The organism is Anaerococcus sp. HMSC075B03, from assembly GCF_001815585.1.
GTDB lineage: Bacteria > Bacillota > Clostridia > Tissierellales > Peptoniphilaceae > Anaerococcus > Anaerococcus vaginalis.
This window is the reverse complement of the sequence record NZ_KV821162.1, coordinates 36,435-50,114: the sequence shown is the minus strand read 5'-3', so window position 1 is coordinate 50,114 and position 13,680 is coordinate 36,435. Positions and strand designations below refer to the sequence as shown.

20 protein-coding genes and 1 riboswitch are annotated in these 13,680 nt (G+C 28.7%); of the genes, 5 read left to right on the top strand and 15 right to left on the bottom strand.

Going from position 1 to position 13,680, the window contains the following annotated elements; all coding sequences use genetic code 11:
• Positions 1-71: 71 nt before the first annotated feature.
• From rplA to glmM, 7 genes are all read right to left on the bottom strand, one after another.
• The gene (gene rplA / locus HMPREF3045_RS00295) at positions 72-782 is read right to left on the bottom strand and encodes a 50S ribosomal protein L1 (protein ID WP_070605320.1); all 711 of its coding nucleotides are present in this window, start codon (positions 780-782) and stop codon (positions 72-74) included.
• A gap of 37 nt (positions 783-819) precedes the next feature.
• Entirely contained in the window at positions 820-1,254 is a 435-nt protein-coding gene (rplK, locus tag HMPREF3045_RS00290; RefSeq protein WP_004838714.1) for a 50S ribosomal protein L11, read from the bottom strand.
• A 63-nt stretch (positions 1,255-1,317) separates the two neighbouring features.
• Complete coding sequence (nusG, locus tag HMPREF3045_RS00285; RefSeq protein WP_004838713.1) at positions 1,318-1,911, bottom strand: transcription termination/antitermination protein NusG; 594 nt, start codon at positions 1,909-1,911, stop codon at positions 1,318-1,320.
• 7 nt (positions 1,912-1,918) lie between these two features.
• Positions 1,919-2,101, bottom strand: coding sequence for a preprotein translocase subunit SecE (secE, locus tag HMPREF3045_RS00280; protein ID WP_004838712.1), 183 nt, complete (start codon positions 2,099-2,101; stop codon positions 1,919-1,921).
• 14 nt (positions 2,102-2,115) lie between these two features.
• Entirely contained in the window at positions 2,116-2,265 is a 150-nt protein-coding gene (gene rpmG / locus HMPREF3045_RS00275) for a 50S ribosomal protein L33 (protein ID WP_004816546.1), read from the bottom strand.
• A 79-nt stretch (positions 2,266-2,344) separates the two neighbouring features.
• The gene (locus tag HMPREF3045_RS00270) at positions 2,345-2,665 is read right to left on the bottom strand and encodes a hypothetical protein (RefSeq protein ID WP_004838710.1); all 321 of its coding nucleotides are present in this window, start codon (positions 2,663-2,665) and stop codon (positions 2,345-2,347) included.
• A gap of 3 nt (positions 2,666-2,668) precedes the next feature.
• The gene (gene glmM / locus HMPREF3045_RS00265) at positions 2,669-4,009 is read right to left on the bottom strand and encodes a phosphoglucosamine mutase (RefSeq protein ID WP_070736684.1); all 1,341 of its coding nucleotides are present in this window, start codon (positions 4,007-4,009) and stop codon (positions 2,669-2,671) included.
• Positions 4,010-4,133: 124 nt separating this feature from the next.
• On the opposite strand from glmM, the gene HMPREF3045_RS00260 reads away from it, so the two are divergent.
• Both HMPREF3045_RS00260 and rsmI read left to right on the top strand, forming a co-directional pair.
• Complete coding sequence (locus tag HMPREF3045_RS00260) at positions 4,134-4,835, top strand: tRNA1(Val) (adenine(37)-N6)-methyltransferase (RefSeq protein WP_070736683.1); 702 nt, start codon at positions 4,134-4,136, stop codon at positions 4,833-4,835.
• Positions 4,825-5,643: a 16S rRNA (cytidine(1402)-2'-O)-methyltransferase gene (gene rsmI / locus HMPREF3045_RS00255; RefSeq protein ID WP_070736682.1), complete on the top strand. Its 819-nt coding sequence runs from the start codon at positions 4,825-4,827 to the stop codon at positions 5,641-5,643. The genes HMPREF3045_RS00260 and rsmI overlap by 11 nt, the downstream gene beginning before the upstream one ends.
• Here the strand turns inward: rsmI and dhaM are convergent.
• From dhaM to dhaK, 3 genes are read right to left on the bottom strand one after another with little or no spacing between them, the layout of a single operon-like run.
• On the bottom strand, positions 5,640-6,029 hold the full coding sequence (gene dhaM, locus HMPREF3045_RS00250) for a dihydroxyacetone kinase phosphoryl donor subunit DhaM (protein ID WP_070736681.1): 390 nt from the start codon (positions 6,027-6,029) through the stop codon (positions 5,640-5,642). The two genes, rsmI and dhaM, sit on opposite strands and share 4 nt — an antisense overlap.
• Entirely contained in the window at positions 6,022-6,621 is a 600-nt protein-coding gene (gene dhaL, locus HMPREF3045_RS00245) for a dihydroxyacetone kinase subunit DhaL (RefSeq protein ID WP_070736680.1), read from the bottom strand. Before dhaL ends, dhaM begins: the two co-directional genes overlap by 8 nt.
• Before the next feature lies 1 nt (position 6,622).
• Positions 6,623-7,609: a dihydroxyacetone kinase subunit DhaK gene (dhaK, locus tag HMPREF3045_RS00240; RefSeq protein ID WP_070736679.1), complete on the bottom strand. Its 987-nt coding sequence runs from the start codon at positions 7,607-7,609 to the stop codon at positions 6,623-6,625.
• Positions 7,610-7,691: 82 nt separating this feature from the next.
• On the opposite strand from dhaK, the gene HMPREF3045_RS00235 reads away from it, so the two are divergent.
• From HMPREF3045_RS00235 to HMPREF3045_RS00225, 3 genes are all read left to right on the top strand, one after another.
• A complete protein-coding gene (locus tag HMPREF3045_RS00235) occupies positions 7,692-8,003 on the top strand; it encodes a CC/Se motif family (seleno)protein (RefSeq protein ID WP_070736678.1) in 312 nt (103 codons plus the stop codon).
• A gap of 300 nt (positions 8,004-8,303) precedes the next feature.
• Positions 8,304-8,738, top strand: coding sequence for a flavodoxin (locus tag HMPREF3045_RS00230; RefSeq protein WP_039920469.1), 435 nt, complete (start codon positions 8,304-8,306; stop codon positions 8,736-8,738).
• A gap of 4 nt (positions 8,739-8,742) precedes the next feature.
• On the top strand, positions 8,743-9,288 hold the full coding sequence (locus tag HMPREF3045_RS00225; RefSeq protein ID WP_004838694.1) for a DUF3793 family protein: 546 nt from the start codon (positions 8,743-8,745) through the stop codon (positions 9,286-9,288).
• Between the two features lie 153 nt (positions 9,289-9,441).
• On the opposite strand, the gene HMPREF3045_RS00220 is transcribed toward HMPREF3045_RS00225, so the two are convergent.
• Genes HMPREF3045_RS00220 through ribD form a run of 5 tightly spaced genes read right to left on the bottom strand, consistent with a single transcriptional unit; the run spans position 9,442 to position 13,406 of the window.
• Positions 9,442-10,047 (bottom strand): HAD family hydrolase, encoded by a 606-nt coding sequence (locus HMPREF3045_RS00220; protein WP_070736677.1) that lies wholly within the window; start codon positions 10,045-10,047, stop codon positions 9,442-9,444.
• Positions 10,044-10,502, bottom strand: coding sequence for a 6,7-dimethyl-8-ribityllumazine synthase (ribE, locus tag HMPREF3045_RS00215; protein WP_004838691.1), 459 nt, complete (start codon positions 10,500-10,502; stop codon positions 10,044-10,046). Before ribE ends, HMPREF3045_RS00220 begins: the two co-directional genes overlap by 4 nt.
• Entirely contained in the window at positions 10,503-11,717 is a 1,215-nt protein-coding gene (locus HMPREF3045_RS00210) for a bifunctional 3,4-dihydroxy-2-butanone-4-phosphate synthase/GTP cyclohydrolase II (protein ID WP_070736676.1), read from the bottom strand.
• A 5-nt stretch (positions 11,718-11,722) separates the two neighbouring features.
• A complete protein-coding gene (locus tag HMPREF3045_RS00205) occupies positions 11,723-12,346 on the bottom strand; it encodes a riboflavin synthase (protein ID WP_070605290.1) in 624 nt (207 codons plus the stop codon).
• Complete coding sequence (ribD, locus tag HMPREF3045_RS00200; RefSeq protein WP_070736675.1) at positions 12,327-13,406, bottom strand: bifunctional diaminohydroxyphosphoribosylaminopyrimidine deaminase/5-amino-6-(5-phosphoribosylamino)uracil reductase RibD; 1,080 nt, start codon at positions 13,404-13,406, stop codon at positions 12,327-12,329. Before ribD ends, HMPREF3045_RS00205 begins: the two co-directional genes overlap by 20 nt.
• A 77-nt stretch (positions 13,407-13,483) precedes the next feature.
• A riboswitch (FMN riboswitch) is annotated at positions 13,484-13,596 on the bottom strand.
• Positions 13,597-13,680 lie beyond the last annotated feature (84 nt).

Below are 13,680 nucleotides of genomic sequence, written 5' to 3'. Positions count from 1 at the left end.
GTAGTCTTTGGTAGCCTATTTATTTGACTATGATAGTATATCACTTGATAAATATGTTGTCAAATATTTTTTTATTTTTCAACCAAGTCCATTGCTCTTGCTGAAGATAATTTTACTCCAGGACCCATTGTTGAAGCAATAGTAATTGATCTTAAATATTTTCCTTTTGCTGAAGCTGGTTTTGCTTTAACAATAGCAGTGATTAAAGCTTTTAAGTTGTCTGATAATTTTTCTTTACCAAATGAAACTTTTCCAGTTGGCACGTGAACTAGATTGTTTTTATCTGTTCTGTATTCTACTTTACCTGCTTTTACTTCTTTAATTGCGTTTGCAATATCATTTGTTACAGTTCCTGATTTAGGGTTTGGCATTAATCCTTGAGGTCCTAAAACTCTACCAAGTCTACCTACTTGTCCCATCATGTCAGGGCTTGTTACTATTACATCAAAATCCAACCAGTTTTCTTTTTGGATTTTATCTGTATATTCTTCACTACCTGCATAGTCTGCACCTGCATTTAAAGCTTCTTCAACTTTATCATCTTTTACAATTGCAAGTACTTTAACATCTCTACCAGTTCCGTGTGGAAGTACAACAGTACCTCTTACTTGTTGGTCAGCATGTCTTGAATCTACACCTAATCTTACGTGTAATTCTACAGTTTCGTCAAAGTTTGCTTTTGCAGTTTTTTCAACTATATCTAATGCTTCTGATAATTCATATTCTTTTTGAGTATCAAAAGATTTTTTTGATTCTATATATTTTTTACCTTTTTTAGCCATGTTGCCTCCTTGTGGTATAACGAGTTTCCTCTTCCACTTATTCCTCTACAGTAATTCCCATGCTTCTGCATGTGCCTTTTATCATGCTCATTGCAGCTTCTAGGCTTGCAGCATTTAAATCTTGCATCTTAGTTTCAGCTATTTCCTTTACTTGTTCAAGTTTTATTGAACCAACTTTATTTTTGTTTGGTTCTCCACTTGCTTTTTCAAGTCCTATAGCTTTTTTGATTAATACTGGTGCTGGTGGTGTTTTGGTGATAAAATCAAATGATCTATCCTTATAAATTGTCATTTCAACCGGTATTATCATTCCAGCTTGGTCAGCTGTTTTAGCATTAAATGCTTGCACGAATTCCATGATGTTGATTCCGTGTGGTCCTAGCGCTGTACCTACTGGAGGTGCTGGTGTAGCTTTTCCTGCTGGTACTTGTAATTTAACTTTTGCTTGTACTTCTTTTTCTTTTGCTGGCATATTAAATCCTCCTTTGTGGTTTTTGGCGGGTTATCCCCTCCCACTTACATTACGTAAGCCAGTTTAAATTGTCTCAATATCCTCGAAACTTAAATCAATAATTGTATCTCTTCCAAACATATCAATTAAAGCTTTGATTATTTGTTTGTCTGTATCAACTTCTTTTACTTCAGCTACTAAATCTTTAAATGGTCCTTGGATAATATTTATATTATCTCCTACATTTATATTAATATTTAGTACAGGCTTATCTTCTTTAATACCAAATTTTCTTACCTCTCTTTTTGTTAATGGAACAGGTTTAGAATCTGGTCCTACAAAGCCTGTGACGCCTTGAGTATTTCTAATTATATACCAAGATCTGTTAGTAATATTCATCTTTACCATTACATAACCTGGGAACAATTTTCTTGTTTTAAGTTTCTTTGATTCATTTTTTACTTCAACATACTCTTCTTCTGGCACTGTTACATCGATGATATCAGGATTTTGTTCGTTGTCTATCATCATTTGGATCTTATCTTTGACCCTATTTTCGTAGCCAGTATATGTGTGAACTACATACCATCTTGGTTGTTTTTCTGAATCTTTAGAATCAATTTCTTCTTTAGTATTGTTTGGTTCATTTGAATTATTGTTATTAGATAAATCAGTCATATCTTACCTACATCAAAAATCCAAGCATGTTTCCAAAGACTATATCTAATAACCAAATGAGAAGTCCTGTAATCACACTGACAATAATAACAAGTAATGAGTAATTTAAAGTTTCATTTTTTGTTGGCCATGTGATTTTTTTGAATTCTCTACTTACAGATTTAAAAAATCCATCTTTTTTCTTAGCCATTTTAAAACTCCTTACTATTTTGTTTCTTTATGAACAGTGTGTTTTTTACAGAAAGGACAATACTTTTTAAGCTCAAGTCTTTCTTGAGTGTTCTTTTTGTTTTTTGTAGTATCGTAATTTCTATTTTTGCAAACTGTGCATTCTAGTTTTACTTTATCTGCCATTAAAACACCTCCTAATTTATATGGATAGTCCCATACAAACACATATATTACCATCAAATTACAATATTGTCAATATTTTCTATTGACTTTTTTCTAGGCTTTCATAAAGTTTTTTTCTTTTATTTATTAAAAAATCTCTAAGATCATCTAAGTCGTGATTAGAAAAACATGAGTCGCTATAATCAAGAAGTATTTCTTCTATATCTAAAAGCTCATATACTCCTTCGTCATACATTTTCCCCAAATAATTTTTGTTTTTATCATAAAATATTTTTGGCGGATAGCCTTCTAATTTTCTTGTGTCCATGCTTATATAAGATTTTTTTGAATATATTTTATTTCCTACTACAAGTACAGCTTCTTTTATATTTATTTCTCTACCCGTAAGATAATCTTTCATTAATTAAAGTCCGCTTTTTTCTATTGCTTCTACTATATTATCTACTTTTTCATTTGCTATTTCTTTTGTTTCAGCTTCTGCCATAACACGAATTAATGGTTCTGTTCCGCTTTCTCTAACTAAAATTCTTCCTGTATCTTTTAGACTTTCACTTTCTTTTTCTATAATATTTTTTATAGATTCATCATTTAATACAGCTTTTTTATCATTTACTCTTACATTTTTTAAAACTTGTGGATAAATTTTTAAATCTCTTTTCAATTCTGATAGGCTTGTTTTGTTATCTATCATAGCTTCCATTAGTCTAAGTGAAGTTAAAATTCCATCTCCTGTGTTTGCATATTTTGAAAAAATAATATGACCTGATTGTTCTCCACCAAGTTCATATCCATTTTCGCTCATTTCTATGTGGACATATTTATCTCCAACTTTTGTCTTGCTATAATTTATTCCTATTTTATCAAGTGCTTTGTACAAGCCTATATTTGACATTATTGTTGTTACAATTGTATTTGATTCTAAATATCCTTCTTCTTTCATGTGTTTTCCACAAATATAAAGAATAGCATCTCCGTCAACAACTTCACCATTTTCATCAACTGCAATACACCTATCAGCATCTCCATCATAGGCAAATCCACAATCAAGTTTATTTTCTTTTACGTATTTTTGTAAAACTTCAATGTGTGTTGAACCACAATCTACATTTATATTAAAGCCATCTGGATTATTATTTATTACGTAGGTTTCTGCTCCAAGAGCATCATAAACACTTTTTACTATTGAAGATGCAGCTCCATTTGCACAATCTAGTCCTACTTTTTTGCCTTTAAAAGATTTGGATACAGTTTGAATCAAAAATGCTGTGTACCTATTTCTTCCACCAACAAAATCATGAGTTCTTCCTATCTCTTCTCCAATTTTTAAATCAATATCTTTAATATCCGCATCAATATAATCTTCTAATTTTTGCAAAAATTCGTCATCCATTTTTTCTCCGTCAGAATTTATAATTTTTATTCCGTTATCATGATAAGGATTATGACTTGCTGTAATCATTACTCCACAATCAAAATCTTCACTTCTAACTACATAAGATACTGAAGGAGTTGTTGTTACATGAAGAAGATATGCATCAGAGCCTGATGAAGTAATTCCTGCTGATAAGGCATCTTCAAACATATATGATGATCTTCTAGTGTCTTTGCCTATTACAATTTTTCCGTTTCCATTTTTTTCTTTATTAAAATAATATCCTAAAAATCTTCCAATTTTAATTGCATGATAAAGGGTAAGATCTTGGTTAGCTTCTCCCCTAAATCCGTCTGTTCCAAAATATTTCATTCTAACCTCCTAATTTACTAATATAATTATAGATTAGTAAGTTCATTGATTCAAGTAAATTCTTTATTTTAAATAACAAAATAGATTTTATTGCTTATTTTTTTCATTATTATATAATTTAACTATGGAAAAATTAGATTACATACCAAAAACAAATTTATATATGAAACACGTAGATAAGTCTTATTCTTTCGGAATTGATTCTATTTTACTTGCAAATTTTTCAAAAATGAAAAAGAATAAAAGTTTAATTGATATTGGCTCTGGCAGTGGGATTTTATCTCTTGCTTGTTCTTCTTATTACAATTTAAGTAAAGTTTTTTCTATTGAAATTCAAAAAGAAAAAGCTAATCTTTTGAAAGAAAATATAAAATTAAATGGAATTGATAATATTGAAGTTATTAATGAGGACTTAAATAAGGTAAATTTTCCTAATAATTTTTGTGATTATATTATTACAAATCCTCCTTATTATAAAAAGGGAGCTAATATAAAAAATGAAAAGGAAGAATTTCTTTTGTCTAGGCAAGAAATTAAAATGAATCTTTCTGATATTTTTAAATTTTCTAATAAATGTCTAAATGATAGGGGAAAATTATTTATGATTCATAAACCCGAAAGGCTTGTTGATATTATAAAAGAAAGTGGAAATTTAAAATTGAAAAGAATAAAATTTGTTCAATCAAAAGCATTTGAAAAACCTGTTTTTATTTTAATGGAGTTTGTAAAAAATGCAAATGACGGATTAAAATTTGAAAATCCCCTTATAATATATGATGAAAATAATAATTATACAAAGGAGGTCAAAGAAATAAATGGATTATAGTATATATTTTGTTCCAACTCCCATAGGAAATTTGGACGATATGACATTGAGGGCTATTAATGTTTTAAAAAATGTAGACATTATAGCTTGCGAAGATACTAGAGAAAGTAAAAAACTTTTAAATTATTTTGAAATAAATAAAAAACTAACTTCATATCATAAATTTAATGAAAAGCAAAAATCACAGGAAATTATTAAAAACGCCCAAGAAGGTACAAGTTACGCAATTATAACTGACCAAGGAATGCCAGGAATTTCTGATCCAGGTCATATTCTAATTAAAGAATGCATTAAAAATAATATTTCTTACACAGTTTTGCCAGGTCCATCATCAATTCTTACAGGCTTAATTGCAAGTGGCTTTGATAATGATAGGTTTGCTTTTTATGGTTTTATTCCAAAAAAAAATTCTGATAAGAAAAAATTATATGAAGAGCTAAAAAATGAAAATAAAACCTCAATTTTATTTGATACTCCTCACAACTTAGAAAATACAATCAATGATTTTAAAATAGAATTTCCTAATAGAAAATTGGCGATTACCCGCGAATTAAGCAAAAAATTCGAACAATATCAAATTTTTGATATAAAAGATATAAACACAGATGAGCTTGCTTTAAAAGGAGAATTTGTTCTTATTTTGGAAAAAAATAATGAAGATGAATCTTTAGATATTTCATCATACAAAGAACAAATTTTACAAATGAAAAAAGATGGCGAATCAACTAAGGATATTGTAAAATCCTTGAGAAAATCCACCACTTTTTCAAAAAATGATATTTATGAATTTGTAATCAGCTTAGATTAATTTTCTAATTTATTTACTGGATATTCGTTTAAATATTCAACTATTTTCTCCAAACTTTGTCCTGCTGATGCTTCAACAGCAATTTGAACACTTGTTTCAACAATTGGTGTTCCAGCAAGATAAACTTTGGATTTTTTTTCATCATCCAACATATCAATTGCCATTTGACAATTCATCATGGAAGAACCCAAATCAAAAAATATAACTAATCCATCTGTTGAATATTCATTTATGATTTGATTAATTTCATTAAAATTTGAACCGATATTTCCATCCTTATCTCCGCCGCTTACCAAAATATTTACATTTGGAGCCATTTGAATGAGAATTTCTCTTAAACCTTCAGCCAATTTTTTGCTGTGGCTTGCTATTAATATATTAATCATTCAAATCTCCCACTATGCTTTTTATACACAAATATGAAGAATATGCGCCTGGATCAATATGTCCAATTGACCTATCCCCAAGATAGGCAGCTCTTCCTTTTCTAGCCTTAATTTCTTTTGTTTTTTCCATTTTTTCTTGTGCAATTTTAAGAATTTCTTCAAAGCTTGAATCATTTTTTAAAGCCTCTGCTACAGGATATAAAACATCAACCATAGTTTTATCTCCAACTTGAGCCTTGCCTCTCATTATTACTCCATCAACTCCGTCAGAAAAAGCTTTTGAAAATGAATTTTTATCCAATTCAATATCTCCATCAAAAGCTTGAGCAAATTTCATAAAAAATGTTCCATATAATGGCCCACTAGCTCCTCCAACATTAGAAATCAAAGTCATAGCAATCTTATTAAAAAGTGTTTTTAAATCTTTGTAATCATCATTCATGGCATCTTTCACTTTGTTAAAACCTTTTGCCATATTAAAACCATGATCACCATCGCCAATTGCCCTATCAAGATCTGTCAAATATTCTTCATTTTCAATAATTATATTTGATAAAGCTATTACCTTTGATTTAACTTTTTCTATATCCATGTTAACCCCTAACTATATCTACATTTTCTTCAATCAATTTTAAAATTTCATCATCAACTTTAAAAAGTGTTAATGAAAAACCTGCCATATCCATGCTTGTCATAAAATTACCCAAGAAAGTTTTTTTGATATTAATATTTTTTTCTTTCAAATAATCACTTGCAAAATTATTTACAATAAATAATTCCATTTCAGTAGTTTGACCCATGCCATTAACCATTAAAACAAAATCTCCATCTAGATTTTCAAAATCGTCAAGAATATGATCTAAAAGTTCCTTAGAAATTTCGTCAGCTGTTTTTATTTTTTCTTGTTTTACACCAGGCTCTCCATGAATTCCTACGCCAATTTCCATATCTTCTTCAGACAAATCAAAGCTTTCTTTTCCAGAAATAGGATTTATGCAAGCCTTAGTAGCCATGCCCATTGATTTAATATTTTTTACAATTTTTTCAGCCATAGCTTTCATTTCTTCCAAGCTTTTTCCACTTCTTGCCATAGCTCCCAAAACTTTATGAACAAAAATTGTTCCAGCGATACCCCTTCTGCCAGTAGTGTATGTGGAATCTTCAACTGCTACATCATCATTTACGATAATATAATCAACTTTTATTCCTTCCATCTCAGCCATATCTTTTGCCATTTCAAAATTCATGACATCTCCAGTGTAATTTTTAATAACCATAAATACACCTTGACCAGAATCAGCAAGTTTTATAGCTTCCAAAACTTGATCTGGAGTTGGAGATGTAAAAATTTCTCCACAAATTGCACAATCAAGCATTCCATCGCCAACATATCCAGCATGAGCAGGCTCATGACCACTTCCACCGCCAGAAATTAAACCAACTTTTCCTTTAATGGGAAGATCTTTTCTGTAAACTATTTTTAACTCTTCATTAATTTTTACCTTGTCCTCATTAGCTTTTTGAAGACCATTTAGCATTTGACTTATAATTTTATCCTTGTCATTAATTATTTTTTTCATACAAACCACCTCTCTTAATAAAAGTATACCCAAATCAAAATAATTTATGAAATTAATTGTATAATATTATTAGGTGATTATTATGAAATTTAAATTTGATAAAAACGCAAAACAATTTATAAAAAATAAAAAAATAGACAATATAGTTATACAAACAGATAATGATACTAAAAGCGCATGCTGTGGACTTGGAGCAATTGATTTTAATGTTTACACAAACTGTAAAGAAAAAATCAAAAATTTTAAGAAAGTAAAACTTGATAATGTAGAAATATATTATGAACCAGCTATGGATTTTTATTTCGAGGAAAACGAAGAAATTTTAATAGCACTTATAGGAATATTTTCATTCAAAAAATTAGCTATAGCTAATGAAGTAAATATTTTAAAATAATTATAAGCTCAGCTAATATGTAAATAATTGCATATAATAATTAAAGGATTTTCAGATGAAATTTTTATAATACTTTCAAATTAAAAAATTTCTTTGAAAGTCTTTTTTTGATTAAGATATAATTTTATTGAAACGCTAATTTGTAAAAAAAATATTTAATTTTCAATATTTTTTTATTTTATTTAAAAAAATTCTTAAAAAAATGCTTGACAATATTTTTATAAGTATGTATTATTATCTTAGATATTGATATAGGTTATCAGTATCAAAGAAAAATTTAAAATTTTTAAGGAGAAATTTATGAAAAAAATTGCTATTGTTTATTGGTCAGGTACTGGTAACACAGAAGCTATGGCTAATGAAATTGCAGAAGAACTTAAAAAAAATGATGTAGAAATTGAATTATTAGATCCAAATTCTTTTACAAAAGACTCAATTGATTCTTTTGATGGATTTGCATTTGGTTGTCCTGCTATGGGCAGTGAAGAATTGGAAGAAACTGAATTTGAACCTATGTTTGAAAGTATTGAAAAAGATCTTTCTAACAAACCCGTTTTAATTTTTGGATCTTACCAATGGGCTGATGGCGAATGGATGGAAATTTGGCAAGATAGATGCAAGGAAGATGGAATAAATCTTGTAAGAGATGGTCTAATTGCTTATGATAGTCCAGATGACGAAGCTTTAAGCGAATGTAGAAAGGCGGCATTAGATTTATCTAAAGCCATAGGTTAATTTTATGAACGAAGAATTGTTAATTGATTACGCATCACAAACTTTAGCGAATCAAAAACTTGCTAATTTATTTACTTTTAAAAATTCTGAAAATATTGATATAGAAAAGATGGTTTTTGAGTGGAATGAAATACTTAATGAAAAAAATATGTACGTGGAAATACTTAATAACAATAAATCTTCCGCCCAAATTTATGCATACAGACCTCACAAGCTAAAATACGTATTAAATGAAACAAAAACAAAAACTCTCCTAAGTAAATTGGGTTATAATACCAATGACTTAAATCAATGCATAAACCATTTAAAATTCAGATTTAAAAAAGAAAATTTCCCACATGAAATTGGTATTTTTTTAGGATATCCTTTTGAAGATGTTATGGGATTTATTGAGAATAAGGGAAATAAATTTCTAATAAATGGATATTGGAAAGTCTATGCCAATGAAGATAAAAAAATAAAAATCTTTAATAACTACAATAAAATTAAAAAATCTTATAAAATCTTATTTAACCGTTACAAAAACATAAGCCAACTTTGTGTAAATTAACAATTCTTTAAAATTATATTAACCTACTAAAAATGGATTGTTGTAAAAATAGATAATCTTTTTATTTTAGAAAACTCTTTTAGGAAATTTTCCCAGCTAATCTAGAAAAATTTCCTTTGAGTTTTTCTAAATAATTTAAGATTTGTAATCTATTTACAACAATCCCTTTATTTTTAATAAATCACTGATTTTTTCAATTTTATAATCTGATAGGTCTCCCTCACTTTCTTTACCGTAGCCGTATTTTGCAAAAATGGATATATTATTATTTAGAAATCCAGCTTTTATATCGGATAACCTATCTCCTACCATTATAAAATTATTAATTTTATTTATTCTTATTATTTCTGCTTTTGATTTGTAATTGTAATCTTCTCCTACTAAATATTTACTAAAATATAAATCAAGATCATAGATTTTTCTTGCATTTTCTATATATTTTTTTGTACAAGAAGATAATATTATAAGTTCGTGTTTTTCTTTTAGGAAATTTAATACTTTTTCTGTTTTTTCATATAAACTACCAAAATCTTTCATATTTTCCATCATCAAATCCCCTGTTGATTCTATTAATTTTTCTTTATCATAGGAATCGTCTAGAAAATCATCCCAAATTTTTCTTGGTGGATATCCAAGATATGATTTTGGATCAAGATTTGGTTTTTTTATTTTATATTTTTTTAAAGTATCATAAAATGCTTTTTCATAAATTTCGTCACTTTTATGGATAGTTCCATCAAAGTCAAAAATTATTTTCATATAAGATCCATTAGATTTGCCATTTCAATTGCAGATATTGCTGCATCACTTCCTTTATTTCCAGCTTTTGTTCCTGCTCTTTGAACAGCTTGTTCGATTGTATCAGTTGTAACGACTCCAAAAATAATTGGCTTTCCGCTTTCAAGTGATACGTTTGCAATTCCTTTTGAAACTTCTGAGCAAACATAATCATAATGAGAAGTATCTCCTCTTATAACTGCTCCCAAACAAATTACAGCATCATAATCTTTGTGAGCTAATTTTTTTGCTGCAAGAGGGATTTCAAAAGCTCCTGGAACTCTTACAAGCTCAATTTCTTCATCTTTTACTTCATGTCTTTTTAATGTATCAAGACAACCTTCTACAAGTCTATCTGTTATAAAATGATTAAATCTTGCAACAACAATTGCATATTTTTTTCCATTTGAAACTAAATTTGCACTATATTCTTTCATTTAATTCTCCTTAAATTCTCTTAAATCGTGACCCATTCTGTCAGCTTTTGTTTTTAAATAAATTCTATCTATATGATTTGAATGAATTTCTATTGGAACTCTTTTATTAACTTTAATATCGTATTTTTCCACTTGTTCGATTTTATCAGGATTATTTGTGAGTAAGTCAATTGATTTTACTCCCAATTCTTTCAACATAAGACAAGCTATTTTATAATTTCTCAAGTCTGGTGCAAAACCAAGTTTTATATTTGCATCTACCGTATCATAACCTTCTTCTTGAAGATGATAGGCTTTTATTTTATTAAATAATCCAATTCCTCTTCCTTCCTGTCTTAAATATAAAATAATTCCTTCTCCCTTTTCATCAATCATCTCCATTGCCTTATGAAGTTGATTTCCACAATCACACCTGTTTGATGAAAACACATCCCCAGTCAAACATTCAGAGTGAATTCTAGTTAAAATATTTTCTCCATCAATCTTGCCTTTGATTAAAGCTAAGTGTTCTTTTTTTTCAACTTTGTCATAAAAACTTATGGCTTTAAATTTTCCATGATCTGTTGGGAGATTGATAATATTTGTTTTTTCCAAAAAATTTTCTTCATTTTTTGAAAAATCCAACTTGTTTTCTTTTATATATTTTTTTATCTCAGCAACACTTGTCATTTTCATTCCAAGTTTTTCTGCAAGCTCAACTACTGCTTTTCCTCTTAGCATGTGACCATCATCTGCCATAATTTCACAGCATAAACCAATTTCTTTTAAATTTGCAATTTTCATCAAATCAATTGTAGCTTCTGTGTGGCCTTCTCTTACCAAAACTCCCTTATCTTTTGCAATAAGCGGAAAAACATGGCCAGGTCTTCTAAAATCACTTGCTTTTGTATTACTATCAGCAAGTGCCCTTATAGTTTGTGCTCTTTCAAATGCTGAAATTCCTGTTTCTGTATCAACATGGTCAATTGAAACTGTAAAGGCTGTTTCGTGATTGTCAGTATTATTTTTAACCATCATTTCTAGGTCAAATTGTCTAGCAATATTTTTACCAATCGGTGTGCAAATCAAACCTCTTGCATATTTTGCCATAATATTAATCATCTCGCCTGTAACTTTTTCTCCAGCACAGATCATATCGGCTTCATTTTCCCTATTTTCATCATCAGTTACTATAATTATTTCGTTATTTTGTAATGCTTTTATTATCTCTTCCATATTTTTTAAAAACCATTTTCCAATAAAAAGTTTTTATCCAACCTTTCTTCTTTTTTATTTGCCATAGATTTTTGGATAAATCTATTTATAATATCAGTTTCAATATTTATTTCATCGCCAATTTTTTTGTATTTAAAATTTGTTCTTTCTATTGTTTCCGGAATAAGTGATACCTCAAAACTTGTAATTTTATCATCAGAAACAGTAAGAGAAATTCCATCAAGAGCAACTGAGCCTTTTTTCACAATCAAAGAGCAAATTTCTGGACTTGCTGAAATTGTATAAACATTTTTATTTATGTTTTTTATTTTACCAACTCCATCGACATGACCTTGAACAATATGGCCATCAAGCCTATCAGAAAGCCTCAAAGCTCTTTCAAGATTTACATTTTTATTTACAATTGACCTATCAAATTTAGTAATTTTTAAACTTTCATTCATAAGATCCGCCTTGTAAGTTTTATCAGTAATTTCTGTCACCGTAAGGCAAACCCCATCAGTCATAATAGAATCTCCAAGTTTTGTATCTTCCAAAACAATATTTGCCTGAACTTCAATTTGAACATGGTCATTAATTTTTTTAAAAGAAATTACCTTGCCCATTTCCTCAGATATTCCAGTGAACATTTTTAGCCTCAATCATAATATCATTATCAAATCTTTTCACATCTTCAAGCTCAAACTCATAAGCTTCCTTAATTTCATCTACTCCCCTTCCATAAAAAGAAGATTTAGAATCAAAACCACTAATTATTTTAGGCGAAATAAATTCATAAATTTTATCAACCAAGCCTTCTTCTAAAAATCCATAATTAAGACTTGAGCCACCCTCAACCAAAATCGAACCGATTTTCATTTGGTAAAGTTTAGTTGCCAAATCATTTAAATCAACATGGTTGTTTTTCATTTTACATTTAATAATATTTAAATCAGGATTATTAGAGGCCTTGCAAGTTGCTATATAAGTTTTTTTATCACTTTTTAAATTAAAAATCTTGTAGGACATATAATCTTTTTCAATTTCAAGATTAGTGTCCACAATAATTCTTACAGGATCAACACCGTTTTCAATCCTTGAATTTAAAGATGGATCATCCTTAATCAAAGTATTTTTTCCAACAATTATTGCATCATAATCACTTCTTAATTCATGAACATAAGCTCTTGATGATTCATTAGAAATCCACTTAGAATCATTAATATTAGAAGAAATTTTCCCATCTAAAGTTTGAGCAAATTTTAATGCAATAAGAGGTCTGTTATATTTTATATTGAAGAAAAATTTTTCATTTAATTTTTTTCCTTCATCTTCAAGCAAACCCGTAACAACTTCAATATTGTTATCTTTTAAAACTTTAAGACCATCAACCTTTGGATTAGTATCAATATTTGAAATTATAACTTTTTTAATATTTCTTTTAATAATTTCCAAAGTACAAGGACCTTGTTTGCCCCAATGAGAGCAAGGTTCCAAATTTACATACAAAATCGCTCCATCACAATCACTTTTCAAATTATTAAAACAATCAACTTCCGCATGAGTTTTCCCATACTCATGATGAAAACCCGTAGAAATAATTTCATTATTCTTTACAAGCACAGCACCAACAAGAGGATTTGTTAAAGTTTTTCCCCTTGCCTTTTTTGCAAGCTCAAAACATTTTCTCATATAATCTTTATCATTCATCTTGCCTCCTCCACAATTCTAGGCAAAAGAAAAAGTCCCATTTCAGGGACTATAATTATTTCAAAAAGAAAAATCAAAAAAATCTTCTCTCATCCAGACTATACTGTCGGTATAGGAATTTCACCTATTCAGCAAAAAGCTCGCGGACTTTACCGCCGGTGGGGAATCACACCCCGCCCTGAAGAATTGTGTTATTTTATTTACACTTTTATTATAATACAAATTTTATTTTTGTCAATCGTTTACATAAATAAAATAAATATAACTATTATAT

Excerpts from the sequence above, each read along its gene's own strand:
- HMPREF3045_RS00235 (WP_070736678.1), top strand. The coding sequence starts at position 7,692 with ATGAAATTTAAATTTGATAAAAACGCAAAACAATTTATAAAAAATAAA.
- HMPREF3045_RS00260 (WP_070736683.1), top strand. The coding sequence starts at position 4,134 with ATGGAAAAATTAGATTACATACCAAAAACAAATTTATATATGAAACAC.
- HMPREF3045_RS00220 (WP_070736677.1), bottom strand. The coding sequence starts at position 10,047 with ATGAAAATAATTTTTGACTTTGATGGAACTATCCATAAAAGTGACGAA.
- rpmG (WP_004816546.1), bottom strand. The coding sequence starts at position 2,265 with ATGGCAGATAAAGTAAAACTAGAATGCACAGTTTGCAAAAATAGAAAT.
- rsmI (WP_070736682.1), top strand. The coding sequence starts at position 4,825 with ATGGATTATAGTATATATTTTGTTCCAACTCCCATAGGAAATTTGGAC.
- rplK (WP_004838714.1), bottom strand. The coding sequence starts at position 1,254 with ATGCCAGCAAAAGAAAAAGAAGTACAAGCAAAAGTTAAATTACAAGTA.
- HMPREF3045_RS00225 (WP_004838694.1), top strand. The coding sequence starts at position 8,743 with ATGAACGAAGAATTGTTAATTGATTACGCATCACAAACTTTAGCGAAT.
- dhaL (WP_070736680.1), bottom strand. The coding sequence starts at position 6,621 with ATGGATATAGAAAAAGTTAAATCAAAGGTAATAGCTTTATCAAATATA.
- dhaK (WP_070736679.1), bottom strand. The coding sequence starts at position 7,609 with ATGAAAAAAATAATTAATGACAAGGATAAAATTATAAGTCAAATGCTA.
- HMPREF3045_RS00270 (WP_004838710.1), bottom strand. The coding sequence starts at position 2,665 with ATGAAAGATTATCTTACGGGTAGAGAAATAAATATAAAAGAAGCTGTA.
- HMPREF3045_RS00230 (WP_039920469.1), top strand. The coding sequence starts at position 8,304 with ATGAAAAAAATTGCTATTGTTTATTGGTCAGGTACTGGTAACACAGAA.
- glmM (WP_070736684.1), bottom strand. The coding sequence starts at position 4,009 with ATGAAATATTTTGGAACAGACGGATTTAGGGGAGAAGCTAACCAAGAT.
- nusG (WP_004838713.1), bottom strand. The coding sequence starts at position 1,911 with ATGACTGATTTATCTAATAACAATAATTCAAATGAACCAAACAATACT.
- dhaM (WP_070736681.1), bottom strand. The coding sequence starts at position 6,029 with ATGATTAATATATTAATAGCAAGCCACAGCAAAAAATTGGCTGAAGGT.
- rplA (WP_070605320.1), bottom strand. The coding sequence starts at position 782 with ATGGCTAAAAAAGGTAAAAAATATATAGAATCAAAAAAATCTTTTGAT.
- ribD (WP_070736675.1), bottom strand. The coding sequence starts at position 13,406 with ATGAATGATAAAGATTATATGAGAAAATGTTTTGAGCTTGCAAAAAAG.
- ribE (WP_004838691.1), bottom strand. The coding sequence starts at position 10,502 with ATGAAAGAATATAGTGCAAATTTAGTTTCAAATGGAAAAAAATATGCA.
- HMPREF3045_RS00210 (WP_070736676.1), bottom strand. The coding sequence starts at position 11,717 with ATGGAAGAGATAATAAAAGCATTACAAAATAACGAAATAATTATAGTA.
- secE (WP_004838712.1), bottom strand. The coding sequence starts at position 2,101 with ATGGCTAAGAAAAAAGATGGATTTTTTAAATCTGTAAGTAGAGAATTC.
- HMPREF3045_RS00205 (WP_070605290.1), bottom strand. The coding sequence starts at position 12,346 with ATGTTCACTGGAATATCTGAGGAAATGGGCAAGGTAATTTCTTTTAAA.